This window comes from Sphaerotilus sp. (assembly GCF_031429695.1).
Classification (GTDB): Bacteria; Pseudomonadota; Gammaproteobacteria; order Burkholderiales; family Burkholderiaceae_C; genus Sphaerotilus.
Genome location: NZ_JANPAB010000009.1, coordinates 1 through 14,565, shown reverse-complemented (window position 1 = coordinate 14,565; position 14,565 = coordinate 1). Strand labels below are relative to the sequence as shown.

Sequence of the window (14,565 nt, the reverse complement as noted above, 5' to 3'; positions counted from 1 at the left end):
CTGACCCACCCCCGCATGCACCCGATCGACACCCCGGCAGGCGCCGCGCGCCCTGCACCGCAAGTGGCCTGCCCGAGCTGCCGCGAAATGACGCTGTTCGCGCCGAGCAATCCATGGCGCCCGTTCTGCAGCGAGCGCTGCCGCCAGCGCGACTTCGGCGCCTGGGCCAGCGAGTCGTTCCGCGTCGCCGCGGTCGAGCCGCCGGACGACCAGGGCAGTCCCTAGACCTCCCGGTGCGTCGGCCCGGTGTGGCCACGTTCCTCGGCGAACCACTGCAGCACCGGAATCGTCCCGGGCAGCACCGGCACCACGTCCACCGGCAGCGTCTGCCACGCCATCTGCTGCGCCTCGCGCATCTCGAAGGCTCCGGTCCATGTGTAGACCTTGCAGAAGTTCAAGCGCACCCGCGCGTGCGGGTAGTCCATGACGAGTTGCTGCCACGGCCGGACCGCGTCCGGCCCGGTGCCGATGGTGATGCCGATTTCCTCGTGCAGCTCGCGGCGCAGCGCGTCTTCCACCGACTCGCCCGCTTCGAGCTTGCCGCCCGGGAATTCCCAGTAGCCGGCGTAGACCTTGCCCTCGGGGCGTGAGGTCAGCAGGAAACGGCCCTCGCGCCCATCCGCCTCGCGCTCGATCAGCACACCGACGGCGACCTCCACCGGCACGCGCTCAGTCATGCGCACCGCCGGCCATGTCGCGGGCGAACTGGTAGGCCACGCGCCCCGAGCGCGAGCCGCGCTCCAGCGCCCAGAGCAGCGCCGGCTGGCGTGCCGCCGCGATGGCCTCCTCGGTCAAGCCGAAGTGGCGCAGCCACTGGCCGACGATGGTCAGGTACTCGCGCTGGCTGAACGGGTAGAAGCTCACCCACAGGCCGAAACGCTCGGACAGCGAGACCTTCTCCTCGACCGCCTCGCCAGGGTGCATGTCGCCGTCGTCGGTGTAGGTCGCACCCAGGTTGTCCTTCATCTGCTCGGGCAGCAGATGGCGGCGGTTGCTGGTGGCGTAGATCAGCACGTTGTCGCTGGTCTGCGCCACGGTGCCATCGAGGATGGACTTCAGTGCCTTGTAGCCGGACTCGCCCTCGTCGAAGCTCAGGTCGTCGCAATAGACGATGAAACGCTCGGGCCGCTCGGCGATCAGGTCCACGAGGTCCGGCAGGTCGGTCAGGTCGGCCTTGTCCACCTCGATCAGGCGCAGGCCCTGGTCGGCGAAGGTGTTCAGGCAAGCCTTGATGAGCGAGCTTTTGCCGGTCCCGCGTGCGCCGGTCAGCAGCACGTTGTTGGCGGGGCGGCCAGCGACGAACTGCGCGGTGTTGCGCAGCAGACGCTCCTTCTGCGTGTCCACTTCCTTCAAGTCGGCGAGCTTCAACGGCGCGATGTGGCGCACCGGTTCCAGCACGCCGCCCTGGCCGCGCTTGCGGTAGCGGAAGGCGATGGACGCGCCCCAGTCCGGCGCGGTCAGCGGGTGGGGCAGGACGGCTTCGAGGCGCGCCAGCAGCGCCTCGGCCCGGGTGATCAGGCTGGTGAAATCGCTCATGCAGGCGCCTTCGAATTCAGTGAATCATCATCTGCAGCGACGCGTCGAGGTGTTCGACCGGGCTGCGCTTGAAATCGGAGCGGGCAAACCGCTGCAGACGGCCGAGGCAGTAGCTGGTCAGCATCGACGCCTGCGCCGCAGCTTCGGCGGTGGGTGCCAGCGAGCCGCGGGCATCCGCCGCCAAACGCAAGCTCTGGCGCAACAACGACTCGATGCGGTCGAAGAACTGGTTCATGCGCGCCTGCAGCCGCTCGTGTTCGAGCACCAGCGCGTCGCCCACCATCACCCGCGCCATGCCCGGGTTCTTCTCGGCGAACTGCAGCAGCACCGCGACGCTGTGGGCGGCCTGCACACGCGGATCCGGCTCGCGCTCGACGATCTGGTTGACCAGCGTGAAGACGCTGGACTCGATGAACTCGATCAGGCCCTCGAACATCTGCGCCTTGCTGGCGAAATGGCGGTACAGCGCCGCCTCGCTCACGTCCAGGCGGCCGGCCAGCGCGGCGGTGGTGATGCGCTCGCTGCCGGGCTGCTCCAGCATCTGCGCCAGCGCATGCAGGATCTGCACGCGGCGCTCGCCCGGCTTGGGCCGCTTGCGCACAACAGGCGCTGCGGTGGGTGCGGCCATGGACGGGCTGGCGGAATCGGAGGCGTCGGACATCGGATCGAGCACGTGGGATCGGGGCGTCAAAGGTGGATCGTCAGGACTCAGCGCCAGCGGGCCAGCGCCTGAAGGCTGCGGATTCTGGCACACACGTACACCGGCCGACGCCCCGGCGATGCGGTGGGTGAGCCCCCCAGCCAGCGCTGCATCCACACGGTGCGCATGCCGACGCGCCGCGCCGCCTTCTGGTGTTCCAGCGTGTCCTCGACCAGCACGCAGCGGTGCGCCGGCACCTTCAGCCGCACGGCGATGTGGCGCAGCATCCGTGCATCGGGCTTGGGGCGCAGGTGGCCGAACATCGCCATCTGCTCGATGGTGATCACCCCATCGAAGTGGCGCCACAGCCCCAGCGCGTCCAGCACCCGTTCGGCGTAGACACGGGGCGCATTCGTCAGGATGAACTTGCGTCCCGGCAGCCGCGCCAGCGCCGCGAGGTCGTGCGGATGGCTGCGCAACCGCGCCTCCAGCCCCGGCAGCGCGTGGGTGTCGTGCAGGAAATGCGCCGACTGGATGCCGTGGTGGCGCACCAGCCCGATCAGCGTGGCGCCGTAGCGCCGCCAGTAGTGGCCGCGCAGCGCCTCGGCGTCGGTGCGGGACAGGGCCAGCTCGCGCTCGATGAAGGCCGTCATCGACGCGGAAATGCCGGCGAACGCGGCGTTCGACGCATCGTGCAGGGTGTCGTCGAGGTCGAAGAGCCAGACCGGCGACTCGGCCTTGCCACGCGGCATCGGCACCTCAGCGCGCCCGGATCATCGTCCCGAAGGCCTGGTCGGTCAGGATCTCCAGCAGCAGCACATGCGGCACGCGGCCGTCGATGATGTGGACCGCGTTCACGCCGCACTTGGCCGCGTCGATCGCGCCGGCCAGCTTCGGCAGCATGCCGCCGGAGATCGTGCCGTCCTCGACCAGCTCGTCGATGCGGCGCGAGGTCAGCTCGGTCAGCAACTGGCCCTGCTTGTCGAGCACGCCCGAGATGTTGGTCAGCATCATCAGCTTCTCGGCCTTGAGGATCTCGGCCAGCTTGGACGCCACCAGATCGGCGTTGATGTTGTAGCTCTCGTTGTGTTCGCCGAATCCGATCGGGCTGATGACGGGGATGAACTGGTCGTCCTGCAGCGCCTTGACCACGCTCGGGTCGATGGACTCGATCTCGCCGACCTGGCCGACGTCGTGTTCGATGCTGGGGTCGTTCTTGTCGAGCAGCTTGAGCTTGCGGGCGCGGACCATGGCGCCGTCGCGCCCGGTCAGGCCAACCGCCTTGCCGCCGGCCGCGTTGATCAGGCCGACGATGTCCTGCTGCACCTCGCCGCCGAGCACCCACTCGACCACGTCCATCGTCTCGGCATCGGTGACGCGCATGCCCTGGATGAAGGTGCCCTTCTTGCCGATCTTCGCCAGCGCCGAGTCGATCTGCGGACCGCCGCCATGGACCACGATCGGGTTGATGCCCACGAGCTTGAGCAGCACCACGTCCTCGGCAAACGCCTGCTGCAGCGCCGGGTCGGTCATCGCGTTGCCGCCGTACTTGATGACCATGGTCTTGCCGTGGAACTTGCGGATGTACGGCAGCGCCTGGGCGAGGATCTCGGCCTTGTCGCGCGGGATGATGTGGGAGAGATCGACGGGGGCTTGGGACATGCAGGACTCCGGAAAAGTGCGGTTCAGGGCAATTTCCGGATTCTAGGACCGCCCTGCCCCGCTCAATGCACCCGCAGCGCGGTCGCTGCAGGCGCTGGCCCGGCCAACTGCTCGAACATCTGCGCCCGCGTCGGCAGCATGTCGGCATGGATGCGCACATACAGCGCGTAACAGCGCGCCGACGGCCGCGCGCCGAACTGCTCGGCCAGCGCGGCGGTGCATTCGGCGTACTGGCGCAACGCCGCCGTGCGCTCGCCCAGACCGGCCAGCAGACGCATCAGCACCATGTGCGCGGCCTCGTCGGCGCCGTCGATGCGCAGCAGCGCCCGCGCATGGCGGATGGCTGCATCGACTTCACCAGCCGCCTCGCTGACGTGCATCAACTCGCGCTGCAGCGCCAGCGCCATGCCGGCCGCGCGCTGGCGTTGCACGGCGCACCAGCGCTCGAATCCGTCACAACCCGGCAGCGCAAAATCCGCCAGCAACTCGCCGCGCCACGCCCGTGCCCCCGCCAGCCGGCAGGCCGCCGGCGCTCCCGGCAGCAGCGCATCGGCGAGCACATCAAGATCGCACAGGACCGCAGCCCCCGCGCCCACGAAGCCGACGCGGCGCATGTCGATCTCCAGCATCCCCGGCAGCGCCCGCCGCAATTGCGACAGCGCCACCCGCAGATTGGCCCGCGCCGCCTCGTCCGGCCATTCGCCCCACAGCATCTGCGCCAGCGCCGTGCGGCACATCGCATGCCCCTCGACGGCCACCACATACAGCAAGGCCTGCTGCTTGTCGGGCAGCCGCCACGCCAGGTCGTCGCCACGCCACCAGAGCTGCGGCAATCCGAGCACATGCATCTGCAGCACCGACGGCGCGGCAGCAGCGGCAGTGAACAATTCGCTGCGTTGTTCGTGTCCCGTCAACATGGCCCCTCCCGTGGAACGCTTTGCTCCGATTCTGCGCATTTGCAGGCTGGGCAAAAGTCCCGAAAATGGGGACTGTTTCGACATGGAGCACAGGGAGCGCGTCATGCGATATCGCTTGGCACAGGCAGCGGATCTGCCCGCCTGTCTCGATCTTTTCGACCGCAATGGCCGCTGCCTGCTCTCGCCGCGGGTCCGCGAACAGTTGCCGCGGCTGTGGTCCGACTGGCTGGCGCAGGACCGGCGCGCCCCGAAATCCTTCGCGGTCTGGGAGGACTTGCGCACACCACACCAGCCGCGGATGGAAGCCATCGGCACCAGCCACTTCGTCCGGGACGAGGTCTACGACGAACTGATGCGCTCGCCGCAGCCCTATCTGCTGGACCGCCTGTACCGCATGGAACTCGACGGCCATCGCCCCTTCCTCGACCAGCGTGAAACCGCACGGGCCAATGCCGGGGAGGGCCTGAGCCTGGTCATGCCGCTGTATCTGCAGCGCGAGCACGACCTGACCCACCCGGACAGCCAGCGGCTGATGCCCCTCGGGCCGGCGGCGTGGTACTTCTGCCATGCCGGCTACAACGTGCGGCGCCTGATCGGCGAGGTGTACGGGCGACCAGCGGGGGCGTACATGGCAGCGGGCGGCTTCCAGCTCGCGCACACCTTCGAAGCGCCTTCCGACCTGTCTCCCGACAGCGAGCCGCACCAGCATGTGCTCGACCGGGCGCACCAGCCTCCAGGGGCCATCAACGCCCTGTCGCTGTGGCTGCTGCACCCGCAGACACCGGTGTTCGGCCTGCCACCATCACAGCAGACGGTGGCGATTTACGCGCTGCAGGGCGACACCGACCGCGCCATCGCCGCACGGCTGGGCATCTCGGCCGATGCGGTCAAGCAGGCGTGGCGCGGCATCCTGAAGGCCGTGTCCACCCACATGCCCGACCTGTGCAACGACACCACCGGCGCAACGGCCGAGGGCACGACGCCTGTCCGTGGTGCGGAACACCGGCGCGTGGTGATCGAGTACCTGCGCCAGCACATGGAGGAGTTGCGTCCGTGGACCGCGACGCATCAGTCCCGCGCCATGCCCAGCCTGGCCCAGGCCACGACGAAGAACCCGTAGATCAGCACCGACGACCAGCCCAGTGCGTTGACTGTGCCGGCCAGCACGCCTTGCAGACTCACCAGCAGCCCGAGGGTCTGCGAAGCAGCCAGCAGGCGGGCGGCGCCACGCTGGATCTGCACCGCCGTGACCTCGCGGAAGCTCCAGATCGCGGCCGCATAGATGACCAGCGTCGATCCGAAGTAGCGCGCCAGCAGCGCCAGCGGGGCGTCCACCGTCGCGATGCCGTAGAGCGACAGCACCACCGCAGGGGCGATCACGAATCCGAGTCCGAACAGCAGCGTGACAACGGTGCCGACGACGCAAAGGGTGCGGTAGTTCATGTTCATCTCCAAGAGTCCGTCGTGGAAATTCCACTCCACCACACAGGCGTTGATGCGGCGTTAATCACGGCCATGACGCGGCATATACGCCCCGTCAACGGTCCGGGTGCAGGGTGTTTTCGTGTCGGTCTCCGAGGCAGAGCACTATGCGGTATCCACGTCAGCCTGCAGGCTTCATCGTCACCACGCTGCTGATTGCGCTGCTGGTGCCCGCATCCCATGCCGCGCCGCCGCCCGACACCGAACTGATGCAGGATCTGCTGCGCTGGGCCGGCAAGCTCACCGGGCTGGACCCGCCAGCCGCACTGCCCACCCTGACCGCACTGCCCGACACCGAACTCGCACGCCGCGTCTGCCCGGATGAGCCGCGCCATTGCCGCACGCTGATCGCCGTCTACGACACCGAGCGCACGGAGATCCTCTACCGCGACACGCTGGACCTGCGCGACGAGACCGACCAGTCCTACCTCGTCCACGAGCTGGTCCACTACCTGCAGCACCGCCGCGACGGCGACGCGCTGTTCGCCGACTGCCCGCACGTGATGCAGGCCGAGTCCGAGGCCTACGCGGCGCAGAACCGTTATCTGGCGCACTTCAAGCAGTGGCGCCGCGTTGGCGAGATCCTGCGCTTCACGCACTGCCCGACCGCCACCGCTGCGCCGCTGGTCACGCCGGGCGAGCCGGCAGCGCTGACCTCGCGCTCGCCGCAGGGGAGATGAATCAAGCAGGCCCCCTATACTGCGGCGATGTTCCGCCCGTCCCGTCCCTCCCTGCACTGGCTGCTCTGGCTGGTGATCGCGCTGCTGCCGCTGCGCGGGTGGGCGATGGCGCAGATGGCGGTGGCCCCGGTGACTGCCGCCCACCATGCGGTGAAGGACATGCAGCAGCCCTGCCATGCGGAAGCATCGTCCAAGGCAACACCCTCCCACGCTGGCTGCTCGCTGTGCGAGGTCTGCCACGCCAGCCTCGGCCTGCCGACGTTGACCGAGCTGCACCTGCCCACCCTGCCCCATGCGGCACCCGCCGTCACACCGATCACGGGTGTGCGCGACGGCCCGCCCGGCGAACTCTTCCGACCTCCCCGCCGCTCGGCCTGATCCGAACCGTGGTGCGCGACCTGCCTGGCGGGTCGTGTGCCGTGCCGTGTCGATCTGTCCGATGAGGTCCATCCATGTTGCGTTGTTTCCCTGCCGCCGCGCTCGCGCTGGTGGCGATGTCGGCCGTTGCCGCTCCGGCCGATCCAGCCGATCCACGGGCCGCCGTGCGCCCGCTGGTCCACCGGTCCACCCTGGCAGGCCGTGCCGCGCCGGACCACCCTGAACTCGCCGACTGGCGCGCCGTCAACGAACGGGTGCGGGCAGTTGGCGGCTGGAAGGCTTATCTCAAGCAGGCCCAGGCGCCCGATCCAGTGCCAACCGCCAGCCCGGAGGCCACGCGATGAAGCCGCCCCGTTCCCTGGCCTGGAGCGCACTGGCCGCTGCCGCCGTGCTCGCCGGCTGTGCCACGACCTCGCCCGACGCGGCGATCGAGCCTGTGCAGCAGCAGCTCCGCCAGCACACCGGCACCACCCTGACCCGCTGGCCCGACGCCCAAGCGCCGTCCGCCGACGCCCAGCAGCGCACCCGCGCCCTGCTCACCGCACCGCTGGCGATGCACGGCGCGGTCGAGGTCGCGCTGCTGAACCACCGGGGTCTGCAGGCCGCGCTCGCCGACCTAGGCGTGACGCAGGCCGAGCGGGCGCAGGTCACCCGCCTGCCCAACCCCGGCTTCACCTTCAGCCGCACCACCAGCGGCGCCGAGGTGGAATGGGAGCGTGGCCTGCACCTCAACCTCGGCCGCCTGCTGCTCATGCCGCTGACGCGCACGCTGGAGGACCACCGCCTCGCCCAGCAGCAGGCACAGACGACACAGCGCGTGGTCACGCAGATCGCCACCGTGCGGCAGGCGTGGGTCGAAGCGGTCGCGGCCGAGGAGAGCCTGCGCTATTTGCGGCAGGTGCAGGATGCAGCAGCGGCTGGTGCGGAACTGGCGCGGCGCATGGCGCAGGCCGGCAACTTCAACAAGCTGGCGCTGGCCCGCGAGCAGTCGTTCGAGGCCGACGCGGTACTCAACATGGCCCGGGGCGAGCGTTCCCGCGACGCCAGCCGCGAGCGGCTGAACCGGGCGCTCGGCCTATGGGGCGACGCGCTCGACTACACGCTGCCCGAGCGCCTGCCGGACCTGCCCGCCACGCCGATCGAGCAGCCCGACGTCGAGCAGCGTGCCCTTGCGCAGCGGCTGGACGTGCAGGCCGCCAAGACCGCCACCGAGCAGACCGCCCGCGCCCTCGGCCTGACGCGCACGACACGCTTCCTCAACGTGCTGGAAATCGGCGCGACCCGCTCGATCACGAACGATGGCCACCGCAGCCGCGCCTGGGAGGTCGGGCTGGAGTTGCCGCTGTTCGACTGGGGCGACGCCAAGGTCGCGCGCGCCGAGGCGACCTACACCGCCAGCCTGCACCGCACCGCCGAGATCGCCATCGATGCCCGCTCCGAAGTCCGCGAGGCGTACCGGCACTGGCGCCACACCTGGGACATCGCCCGCCATGTGCAGACCGCCATCGTGCCGCTGCGCCAGCGCATCCGCGATGAAAACGTGCTGCGCTACAACGGGATGCTGATCGGCGTGTTTGAGCTGCTCGCCGATGCACGCGCCCAGATCGCCAGCGTCAACAGCGCCATCGACGCACGGCGCGAGTTCTGGCTCGCCGACGCGGATCTGCAGATGGCGATGCTCGGCCGACCCGTGCTGTCTGCGGGTACCGCGCCCGCCTCCTCCGCCAGCGCCGAATCCGGCGGCGGGCACTGAACAGAACCAGTCCTCAGGATTCCCACATGCTTTCCCGACGCACTTTCTTTTCTGCGGGCGCCGCGGTTGCCGCTGCTTCCGTCAGCCGCGTGGCGATGGCCGCGCTGCCCGAACCCGTGATCCAGACCAGCGCGCAGACCGCCAGGCCGCTGATGCCCCCCGACGGCCGCCCCTACCGCCCGGTCGTGACGCTGCACGGCTGGAGCCTGCCCTGGCGCATGCACAACGGCGTCAAGGAGTTCCACCTCGTCGCCGAGCCCGTCGTGCGCGAGATGACGCCCGGCTTCAACGCCCACCTGTGGGGCTACAACGGCCAGTCGCCGGGGCCGACCATCGAAGTGGTCGAGGGCGACCGCGTGCGCATCTTCGTCACCAACAAGCTGCCCGAACACCACGCCGTCCACTGGCACGCCCAGCGCCTGCCTTGCGGCATGGACGGTGTTTCTGGCCTCACGCAGCCGTCGATCCCGCCGGGGAAAACCTTCGTCTACGAGTTCGAGGCCCGCCGCCCCGGCACCTTCATGTACCACCCGCACGCCGACGAGATGACGCAGATGGCGATGGGGATGATGGGGCTGTGGATCACGCACCCGAAGCTCGACGCCAGGGGCCGCCACCCGCTGATCGAGGACGCCGACCGCGACTTCTGCTTCCTGCTCAACGCCTTCGACATCGAGCCGGGCAGCGCGACGCCCAAGATCATGACCATGCTCGACTTCAACCTCTGGGCGTGGAACAGCAGGATCTTCCCCGGGCTGGATTCGCTGAACGTGCGGCTGAACGACCGGGTGCGCATCCGCGTCGGCAACCTGACGATGACGAACCACCCGATCCACCTGCACGGCCATGAGTTCGAGGTCACGGGCACGGACGGCGGGCCGGTGCCGAAGTCGGCGCGCTGGCCGGAAGTCACCACCGACATCGCGGTCGGGCAGATGCGGCAGATCGAGTTCATCGCCAGCGAAGAGGGCGACTGGGCCTTCCACTGCCACAAGAGCCACCACACGATGAACGCGATGGGCCACAACGTTCCGACCATGATCGGCGTCGATCACTCGGGGCTGGCGAAGAAGATCAGCAAGCTCATCCCCGACTACATGGTCATGGGCGAGCGCGGCATGGCCGACATGGGCGAAATGGAAATGCCGCTGCCCGACAACACCGCGCCGATGATGACCGGCGAGGGGCCGTTCGGCGGGGTGGAGATGGGCGGGATGTTCAGTGTCGTGAAGGTGCGGCGCGACCAGAAGCCGGGTGACTACAGCGACCCCGGCTGGTTCAAGCACCCCAAGGGCACCGTCGCCTACGAATGGACGGGCGAGCCGCTGCCCGAGCCGGTCAAGGCCGCCCCCGCACAGCCGGCGCCGACCGACACCACGGTCCGCGCCCGCAAGCCGACCGATCACAAGCACCATTGAATCCAGAAGCCATGACCATGAACCTGCACGACACGCCATCCCGCCGTAACTTCATCGCTGCCTGCTGCGCCCTGTGCTGCGGCGGCCTTGCGCTCAGCCCCGAAGCAGAGGCCCACGGCGAGAAAGCCCACGCCGCCGCCGGCCCCGTCAAGAAGGAACAGAAAGCCTGGGGCATCGCCGGCGACCCGCGCGCCGTGCGCCGCACGGTCACCGTCCGCATGGGCGACGACATGCGCTTCCGGCCCGACCGCATCGAGGTGCGCGAGGGCGAGACGGTTCGACTGGTGATGCACAACGAGGGCAAGCTGATGCACGAGTTCGTCATCGGCACCCCGCCGGACCTGGCCGAACACGCGGCGCTGATGGTCAAGTTCCCCGACATGGAGCATGACGAGCCCTACATGGCCCATGTGCCACCGGGCAAGTCCGGCGCGATCGTGTGGAACTTCAACCGCGCCGGGGACTTCCAGTTCGCGTGCCTGATCGCCGGACATTTCCAGTCCGGCATGGTCGGCGCGCTGCGCGTGGCCCCGCGTGTCACCCCGAAAGCCCGCTGAACCGTTACTGCACTGCAAGGAGAAATTGCCATGACCGTTTCCCGCTGGACCGCCGCTCTCGCCCTCACCGCCGCTGCCCTGTTCGCCGCGCTGCCCGCGCACGCCCAGAGCACCGACGCCGAGGTACTGAAGATCGACAAGCCGCAGCAGAAGATCACGCTCAAGCACGGCGAGATCAAGAACCTCGACATGCCCCCGATGACGATGGTGTTCCGCGTGCAGGACGCCGGGATGCTCGACGCCGTGAAGGTGGGCGACAAGGTGAAGTTCGATGCCGACAAGGTGGGGGGGCAGTACACGGTGGTCAAGCTCACGCCGGCGAAATAACCAGTGTCATGCCAAGGGTCGGTTGACAGTGCGCGAATTGACACGTCGGCTGACCCCGGAGGCCCCCCTCCCGACCTCCCCCCGCTGGGGGGAGGAGAGCAGAGGCCGGGCAATATGCTCTTGCTCCCTCCCTCAGCGGGGAGGGCTGGGGTGGGGGCTCGGCGCGCATCAACCGTCCATCAACGCTTGCCACGACACCAGGGGGCGCGCCTCGGTGCGGGCCGGAAGCTCCAGCTCAACCCCATGCTCCTGCCCGAAAAGCGACACCGCCAGATCCACCAAGTGCTGTGACGGCACGACCTGTGCCGGCGCTGGGGTCTTCTTCGCCTCGCCGACGCCCTGGGTCACGTCTGCACATCCATCGCTCATTTCAGATACCGCCCCTCCAGATGCGCCCGGAAATGCGCCGGATTCAGCGCCTCGCCGCTGGCCCGGCGCGTCAGCTCCGGCGTCTCCCAGCGCGCGCCCTGGCGCCAGACGTGGTCCTTGAGCCAGTCGAACACCGGGTTCAGATCGCCCGCAGCGATGCGCTCGTCGAGGTCCGGCATCTGGCGGCGCATCGTCGCGAACCACTGCGCGGCGTACATCGCCCCTAGCGTGTAGCAGGGGAAATAGCCGAACGATCCCGACGGCCAATGCACGTCCTGCATCGGGCCGTTGCGGTAATCGCCCCGCGTGTCGCGCCCGAGGTAAGCGGCCATCTTCTCGTCCCACAGCGCGGGAATGTCGGCCACATCGATCTGGCCCTCGATCAGCGCCCGCTCGATCTCGAAGCGCAGGATGACGTGCGCCGGATAGGTCACCTCATCGGCATCCACCCGGATCAGTCCCGGCTCGACCCGCGTGGCCAGGCGGGTCAGATTCTCGGTCGTGAACGCCGGCTGCGCGCCGAAGTGCTCGACCATCAACGGCACCAGTTGCGCGACGAAGCCCGGGTGTGCGCCGAGCTGCATCTCGAAGGACAGGCTCTGGCTCTCGTGCAGACCGTAGGAGCGCGCACGGGCAATCGGCTGGCCGAGCCACTCGCGCGGCAAGCCTTGTTCGTAGCGGGCGTGGCCGGTTTCATGCACCGTGCCCATCAGGCTCGACATCAGGTTGTCCAGGGCATAGCGGGTCGTCAGCCGCACGTCCTCGGGCACGCCGCCGGAGAAGGGATGCGTGCTCTCGTCTAGCCGGCCGCCATCGAAATTGAAGTCGAGCCGCTGCATCACCGCCAGGCTCAGCGCCTTCTGCTGCGGCAGCGGGAACGGCCCGACCGGCGGCAGCACGGGCGGCTCGGCCTGCTGGCGCGCCTGCACATCCCGGATCAGACCGGGCAACCACGTCTTGAGGTCGCCAAACACGCGGTCCACTTCGGTGCTGGTCATGCCCGGTTCGAAGCGGTCCATCAGCGCGTCGTAGGGCATCAGGCCGGTGGCATCGGCCAGGTGCATCGCCTCCTCGCGGGCGACCTGCACGACCGGCTTGAAGTTCTCGACGAAGCCGGCCCAGTCGTTGGCGGGCCGCTGGTGGCGCCAGGCGTGTTCGCAACGGGCGGTGGCCAACGTGCGGCGCTCGACCAGTGCGGCGGGCAGCGCGTTGGCGGCGAGCCAGTCGCGGCGCATCTCGCGCAGGTTGGCGCGCTGCCAGTCGGACAGCGTCTCGTCTTCCGCCCGGCGCAGCAGGGCGGCCAGCGCGGGGTCGGTGCGCTGGGCGTGCAGCAGGCCGTCGAGTTCAGCCATCGAGGCGGCGCGGGCTTCGTTGCCGCCGGGGGGCATGTTGGCGGCCTGGTCCCAGCCGACGATCGAGCCGAGGTGCTCGAAGCGGTAGAGGCGCAGGAAGCGGGCTTCGAGGTCGGAGTAAGCAGACAAGGTGTCCCCCTTCAGTCGTTGAACAGGCAATGAACATGGTGGATCACGGCGCGAACTGTCCCGGAAACACCCACAGCAACCCCGCCGTCATCACCAGATAGCGCAGAAACTTGCCGATCGCCATGTACAGCAGACACGGCCAGAACGGCAGCCGCAGCCACCCCGCCACCGCGCACAGCGGATCCCCCACCAGCGGCAGCCAGCTCAGCAGGCACGCCTTCGCCCCGAAGCGGCGCAGCAGCGCAAGCGCCTTGTGGTCGCTGGCGGCGTGGTGGGTGACGTGTTCGTAGGCTTTCTCGGCGCCGTAGCCCATCCACCACGAGATCGCGCCGCCGATCGTGTTGCCGGCGGTCGCGGTCAGCACGGCGACCCAGAACAACTCCGGGTTGAGCTTGACCAGCCCGAACACCGCCGGCTCCGACCCCAGCGGCAACAGCGTCGCCGAGATCAGCGAGACGATGAAAATGGTGCTGAGGCCAAACTTCGGCAGCGCCAGCGCTGCCAGCAGCGCCGCCATCAGGGATTCCATCCAGGCTTGCATGGTCACACCACCCGTGTCTCGGCACAGAAGACCGCCGGCGTCACGATGCAGGCGTGCCCGACACGGCCTCGCTGCAGCAAACCGGCGCGGCGATCCCCCGTCACGAGGTAGTCCACCTCGCCGGTCAGCGCCATCGCCAGCAGGAAATCGTCGTCGGGATCACTCGCCTCCACACCCACCGGCAGCGGCGCCAGCGCCTCCAGAACGACGGCCCGGTGCAGGTTGTTGACCATCGTGCCCACCCGGTGCGCCGGCAGAATCGCCCGAAGCTTGGGATAGCGGCTGACGCGGCGCAGCTCGTCCAGTTGCACCACCGATGTCACCAGCTCGAAGCGACCCGCACGCCAGGCCCGGTAGATCGCATCGGGCGCGCCATGCGGCGAAATCAGCGCACCGAGCAGCACGTTCGTGTCCAGCACGACCCGCATCAGTGCTCACGCGCCCACTGCACCGCCTCTTCGATGAGGTCGTCCAGCGCGGTTTCGCTCAGGCCAGCGGCCGCCATCTTGGCCTGATCGACGGCGCGCTCCAGCAGGTAGGCCCGCACCGCCTCCTCGATGAAGCGTGACAGATCCCCCTTGCGCCCGCCGCCCTGCGCGGCGATGAACATGCGCACGGATTGATCGACTTCCGGCGAGACGGCGACGTTCCAGCGGACGGTGCTCGTGGTCATGGGGGTTCCTTGTCCTGGTCAAGTTATTTCGCACAGCCCGACAGGTTGTGTGATTGCCGATTGCTGCTCGAAGGCATTGGGAGGCAAGTTGCCCAGTGTGGAGTGCAGACGCACGCTGTTGTAGAAGCTGACGATGTAGTCGGCGATGTCG

21 protein-coding genes are annotated in these 14,565 nt (G+C 68.7%); 9 read left to right on the top strand and 12 right to left on the bottom strand.

The window, feature by feature from the left end; all coding sequences use genetic code 11:
- Positions 1–15: 15 nt before the first annotated feature.
- Complete coding sequence (locus RMP06_RS01455; RefSeq protein WP_310460002.1) at positions 16–225, top strand: DNA gyrase inhibitor YacG; 210 nt, start codon at positions 16–18, stop codon at positions 223–225.
- Here the strand turns inward: RMP06_RS01455 and RMP06_RS01450 are convergent.
- The 6 genes from RMP06_RS01450 to RMP06_RS01425 all read right to left on the bottom strand — a co-directional run bounded on the left by RMP06_RS01450 (position 222) and on the right by RMP06_RS01425 (position 4,755).
- Entirely contained in the window at positions 222–677 is a 456-nt protein-coding gene (locus tag RMP06_RS01450; RefSeq protein ID WP_310460001.1) for an NUDIX domain-containing protein, read from the bottom strand. The two genes, RMP06_RS01455 and RMP06_RS01450, sit on opposite strands and share 4 nt — an antisense overlap.
- Positions 670–1,536, bottom strand: coding sequence for an ATP-binding protein (locus RMP06_RS01445; protein ID WP_310460000.1), 867 nt, complete (start codon positions 1,534–1,536; stop codon positions 670–672). The genes RMP06_RS01450 and RMP06_RS01445 overlap by 8 nt, the downstream gene beginning before the upstream one ends.
- A gap of 16 nt (positions 1,537–1,552) precedes the next feature.
- Positions 1,553–2,197, bottom strand: coding sequence for a nucleoid occlusion factor SlmA (gene slmA, locus RMP06_RS01440; protein WP_409050075.1), 645 nt, complete (start codon positions 2,195–2,197; stop codon positions 1,553–1,555).
- Between the two features lie 47 nt (positions 2,198–2,244).
- Positions 2,245–2,928 (bottom strand): pyrimidine 5'-nucleotidase, encoded by a 684-nt coding sequence (locus tag RMP06_RS01435; RefSeq protein ID WP_310460119.1) that lies wholly within the window; start codon positions 2,926–2,928, stop codon positions 2,245–2,247.
- Positions 2,929–2,935: 7 nt separating this feature from the next.
- Complete coding sequence (gene argB, locus RMP06_RS01430; protein WP_310459999.1) at positions 2,936–3,838, bottom strand: acetylglutamate kinase; 903 nt, start codon at positions 3,836–3,838, stop codon at positions 2,936–2,938.
- A gap of 62 nt (positions 3,839–3,900) precedes the next feature.
- Positions 3,901–4,755 (bottom strand): AfsR/SARP family transcriptional regulator, encoded by an 855-nt coding sequence (locus tag RMP06_RS01425; RefSeq protein WP_310459998.1) that lies wholly within the window; start codon positions 4,753–4,755, stop codon positions 3,901–3,903.
- A 103-nt stretch (positions 4,756–4,858) separates the two neighbouring features.
- Here RMP06_RS01425 and RMP06_RS01420 point away from each other — a divergent pair, with 103 nt between their 5' ends.
- Positions 4,859–5,875 (top strand): hypothetical protein, encoded by a 1,017-nt coding sequence (locus RMP06_RS01420; RefSeq protein WP_310459997.1) that lies wholly within the window; start codon positions 4,859–4,861, stop codon positions 5,873–5,875.
- Here the strand turns inward: RMP06_RS01420 and RMP06_RS01415 are convergent.
- On the bottom strand, positions 5,824–6,198 hold the full coding sequence (locus RMP06_RS01415; protein WP_310459996.1) for a hypothetical protein: 375 nt from the start codon (positions 6,196–6,198) through the stop codon (positions 5,824–5,826). The two genes, RMP06_RS01420 and RMP06_RS01415, sit on opposite strands and share 52 nt — an antisense overlap.
- Positions 6,199–6,344: 146 nt before the next feature.
- Here RMP06_RS01415 and RMP06_RS01410 point away from each other — a divergent pair, with 146 nt between their 5' ends.
- From RMP06_RS01410 to RMP06_RS01380, 7 genes are all read left to right on the top strand, one after another.
- Positions 6,345–6,917, top strand: a complete 573-nt coding sequence (locus RMP06_RS01410; protein WP_310459995.1) for a DUF6647 family protein — start codon at positions 6,345–6,347, stop codon at positions 6,915–6,917.
- Positions 6,918–6,944: 27 nt separating this feature from the next.
- Complete coding sequence (locus RMP06_RS01405) at positions 6,945–7,295, top strand: hypothetical protein (RefSeq protein ID WP_310459994.1); 351 nt, start codon at positions 6,945–6,947, stop codon at positions 7,293–7,295.
- Positions 7,296–7,369: 74 nt separating this feature from the next.
- The gene (locus RMP06_RS01400; RefSeq protein WP_310459993.1) at positions 7,370–7,639 is read left to right on the top strand and encodes a hypothetical protein; all 270 of its coding nucleotides are present in this window, start codon (positions 7,370–7,372) and stop codon (positions 7,637–7,639) included.
- Positions 7,636–9,048, top strand: coding sequence for a TolC family protein (locus tag RMP06_RS01395; protein WP_310459992.1), 1,413 nt, complete (start codon positions 7,636–7,638; stop codon positions 9,046–9,048). The genes RMP06_RS01400 and RMP06_RS01395 overlap by 4 nt, the downstream gene beginning before the upstream one ends.
- A gap of 26 nt (positions 9,049–9,074) precedes the next feature.
- Entirely contained in the window at positions 9,075–10,466 is a 1,392-nt protein-coding gene (locus tag RMP06_RS01390) for a multicopper oxidase family protein (RefSeq protein WP_310459991.1), read from the top strand.
- 11 nt (positions 10,467–10,477) lie between these two features.
- Entirely contained in the window at positions 10,478–11,023 is a 546-nt protein-coding gene (locus tag RMP06_RS01385; RefSeq protein WP_310459990.1) for a cupredoxin domain-containing protein, read from the top strand.
- Positions 11,024–11,053: 30 nt separating this feature from the next.
- A complete protein-coding gene (locus RMP06_RS01380; RefSeq protein ID WP_310459989.1) occupies positions 11,054–11,350 on the top strand; it encodes a copper-binding protein in 297 nt (98 codons plus the stop codon).
- A 168-nt stretch (positions 11,351–11,518) separates the two neighbouring features.
- On the opposite strand, the gene RMP06_RS01375 is transcribed toward RMP06_RS01380, so the two are convergent.
- The 5 genes from RMP06_RS01375 to RMP06_RS01355 are packed head-to-tail and all read right to left on the bottom strand — an operon-like array spanning position 11,519 to position 14,414.
- The gene (locus RMP06_RS01375) at positions 11,519–11,698 is read right to left on the bottom strand and encodes a hypothetical protein (RefSeq protein WP_310459988.1); all 180 of its coding nucleotides are present in this window, start codon (positions 11,696–11,698) and stop codon (positions 11,519–11,521) included.
- Between the two features lie 17 nt (positions 11,699–11,715).
- Complete coding sequence (locus RMP06_RS01370; protein ID WP_310459987.1) at positions 11,716–13,200, bottom strand: carboxypeptidase M32; 1,485 nt, start codon at positions 13,198–13,200, stop codon at positions 11,716–11,718.
- Between the two features lie 43 nt (positions 13,201–13,243).
- Positions 13,244–13,729, bottom strand: coding sequence for a YqaA family protein (locus tag RMP06_RS01365; RefSeq protein ID WP_409050074.1), 486 nt, complete (start codon positions 13,727–13,729; stop codon positions 13,244–13,246).
- Positions 13,730–13,743: 14 nt separating this feature from the next.
- A complete protein-coding gene (locus tag RMP06_RS01360; protein ID WP_310459985.1) occupies positions 13,744–14,169 on the bottom strand; it encodes a putative toxin-antitoxin system toxin component, PIN family in 426 nt (141 codons plus the stop codon).
- Complete coding sequence (locus RMP06_RS01355; RefSeq protein ID WP_310459984.1) at positions 14,169–14,414, bottom strand: ribbon-helix-helix domain-containing protein; 246 nt, start codon at positions 14,412–14,414, stop codon at positions 14,169–14,171. The genes RMP06_RS01360 and RMP06_RS01355 overlap by 1 nt, the downstream gene beginning before the upstream one ends.
- Between the last annotated feature and the right edge of the window lie 151 nt (positions 14,415–14,565).